The 2,577-nt window shown below is 68.1% G+C and carries 4 protein-coding genes; 2 read left to right on the forward strand and 2 right to left on the reverse strand.

All coding sequences use genetic code 11. The features are described 5' to 3' along the window. Window positions 1–13: 13 nt before the first annotated feature. A complete protein-coding gene (locus DBR36_RS12110; RefSeq protein WP_108319726.1) occupies window positions 14–496 on the reverse strand; it encodes a MarR family winged helix-turn-helix transcriptional regulator in 483 nt (160 codons plus the stop codon). Window positions 497–678: 182 nt separating this feature from the next. Here DBR36_RS12110 and DBR36_RS17800 point away from each other — a divergent pair, with 182 nt between their 5' ends. Both DBR36_RS17800 and DBR36_RS12115 read left to right on the forward strand, forming a co-directional pair. Beyond that, window positions 679–843 carry a hypothetical protein gene (locus DBR36_RS17800; protein WP_165801176.1) on the forward strand — a complete coding sequence of 55 codons (165 nt, stop codon included), beginning with the start codon at window positions 679–681 and terminating at the stop codon, window positions 841–843. 27 nt (window positions 844–870) lie between these two features. Beyond that, the gene (locus tag DBR36_RS12115; RefSeq protein ID WP_108319728.1) at window positions 871–1,212 is read left to right on the forward strand and encodes a hypothetical protein; all 342 of its coding nucleotides are present in this window, start codon (window positions 871–873) and stop codon (window positions 1,210–1,212) included. A 192-nt stretch (window positions 1,213–1,404) separates the two neighbouring features. Here DBR36_RS12115 and DBR36_RS12120 read toward each other — a convergent pair. Then, on the reverse strand, window positions 1,405–2,577 hold a 1,173-nt coding region (locus DBR36_RS12120), incomplete at its 5' end, for a S1C family serine protease (protein ID WP_108319730.1).

A 2,577-nucleotide genomic window follows, 5' to 3' on the forward strand; every position in this document is an offset into this window, starting at 1 on the left:
GGCGGGCGCGTGCTTACGCCGCGGATGCCGCTTCGTCGGTGAGAGCGTCCACTCGGGCGACCTGTTCGTTCGCGGCCTTGGTGGTCTGCTGCAGGAAGTCGGCGAGGTCGATCTCGATCTGCGAGTCCAGGCTGGTGATGATGCGTCGGCACGTCTCGTCGAAGCGCGCGAGCTGCGACCACGGCTCTTTCTCGAGGTCGACTGCGAGGTGGATGTGGTTGACGCGGCGGTCGTCCTGGTCGGACTCGCGCCGCAGGATCTCGCGGCGAACGAGTCGCTCGACCATGGTCGTGACCCCCGCGGAAGTCACCCCGAGGTACTGGGCGAGGGCGGACGGACGGATGCCGGGATTCGCGCCGACGTAGGCGAGTGCCTTGGCGTCGAGTTCGTTGACGCCGAGCTGCTTACGGGCCTGCGCTGCGGCCTCGTCGCGCGAACGGCAGAACTGGATCAGGGCCGTCATCAGAGGCGAGGTGTCGCCGGTTTCTTCCGTCATCGGTCCGCTCCCCTTCTGTCGGTCGGACGCCCCCACTATATCTAACGAGCTTAGGTTCCGGCTCTAGCGGTCAGTTTTCGTGAATGTCAGCGATCGTAATCATTAGTTCACTTAAATACCTGCTAGGCTACAGATCACCGAGGTTGACCATCCTCGTTCGACACGAAGAAGGGAACGTCCCGATGACCAGCACCGCCCTCACCACCACCGCACCGCTGCGGCACCGTTCCACCTTCGTGCCCACCGCCGGCGCCGTCGCCGGTTCGCGTCTGGCCGCCGTCGTCGTCTGGGCCAGCGTCGCGACGTGCGCCCTGAGCGCCGCCGTCGTCCTCCCCCTCGTTTTCTGACAGACCCGCACCACCAGGAGTCCTTTCATGGGCACGCTCTTCTACAGCTCCGACTCGCAGCCGATCACCATCGACGACCGCCTTCTGCAGTACCTGCAGGTGGTCCTGTCGACCAAGCTCCGCCGCAGCGAATCCTTCACCATCACGTGGACCGACGAAGCCGCCGGCCACAAGCGCACGACCCTGTGGATCCAGCCGTCGATCTCGATGCGCTTCCAGTACACCGCCGTCGAAGCCGCTCCCCTGTCGGGCGGGTACCTGCGCCAGCTCGCCGACCAGGCGTCCATGTCATCGGGCCTGCTGCTAAACGCTGCCACGTGGCAGCAGAACGAGGACGCGCACCGGGTTCAGCTGCTCGCCGCCGCCTGACGTTTTCCCGCGCACAAATGCCGCCTCACCTTCGTGGGGCGGCATTTTCGCGCGGTGAAACGGTGTCGCCGCCGCCACGCCCCGCGGCATATTCGCGCGGGCGTATGAAGGCGGCGCCACCTCGGCACAACGCACGAGACGCCGCCCCGCAACGAAGCGGGGCGGCGTCATCGTGCCGGGAAGCGGCGGAGCTCAGCTGGTCGGCATCGAACCGAGGGTGACCTCGGCCGTTCGCTGCTGACCGTTGCGCAGGTAGGTCACTTTCGCCTGGGAGCCGGCGGCCAGGGCGCGCACCTGCGCCGTGAGGTCGATCGAGTTGGTGACCGGGATGCCGTTGAACTCGGTGATGACGTCACCCTTCTGCAGGCCCGCGGCTTGCGCGGCACCGCCGCTGACGGCCTCGGCCACGTACGCGCCGGTGGTGGTCGCGCCCTGCTGGGACGCGGCATCCTGAACCGAGGCACCCAGCAGACCGTGGGTGGCCGAACCGTTCTCGATGATCTCGCTCGAAATGCGCTTGGCGATGTCGGAGGGGATCGAGAAGCCGACGCCGATGTTGCCCGACTGGCCGCCCGACGACGATCCGCCGGCGCTCGCGATGGCGACGTTGATGCCGATCAGCTTTCCCTCGTCGTCGACGAGTGCGCCGCCGGAGTTTCCGGGGTTGATGGCGGCGTCCGTCTGGATGACGGCGATCTTGATCGTCTGGTTGGCCGACTGCGACTGCTGGCCCTGCCCGAAGTCGAAGCGGAAGGGGCTCTCCTGCCCGGGCTCGGTCTGCTGCTGGTCGGAGCCGTCCGACGGGGCGGCCGACGAGGCGACCTGGATCGAGCGGTTGAGCGCGCTGACGATACCGGTGGTCACCGTGTTCGGCAGGTCGAGGGGGGCGCCGACGGCGACGGTGTTGTCGCCGACGTTGAGCTTCGACGAGTCGCCGAACTCGATCGGGGTCAGTCCCGAGGCGTTCTCGAGCTTGATCACGGCGAGGTCGTACGTGGGGTCGGTGCCGACGACGGTCGCCGCGTACACCTTGCCGTCGCTCGTGGTGACCGAGATCCGGGCGTTTCCGGTCTGGCCGTCGAGGGTGACGACGTGCGTGTTGGTCAGGACGTAGCCGTCCGCGCTCAGCACGACGCCCGATCCGGTGCCTCCGGCCTGCGAGCCGGTGGCGCTGATGGTGACGACGCTGGGCACGACCTTGCTGGCGACGGCGGCGGTGGCGTTGACGTCCTGCGGGTCGTTGACCGTGATGGCGGTGGGGCCCGAGACGGTCGACGCGTTCGAGCCGCCCCACAGGCTGAGGCCCGCGTAGGTGCCGCCCAGGCCCGCACCGCCGCCGACCAGGGCCGCGGCCACGAGCAGGGC

Source organism: Microbacterium sp. HMWF026 (genome assembly GCF_003061325.1).
GTDB classification, from domain to species: domain Bacteria; phylum Actinomycetota; class Actinomycetes; order Actinomycetales; family Microbacteriaceae; genus Microbacterium; species Microbacterium testaceum_E.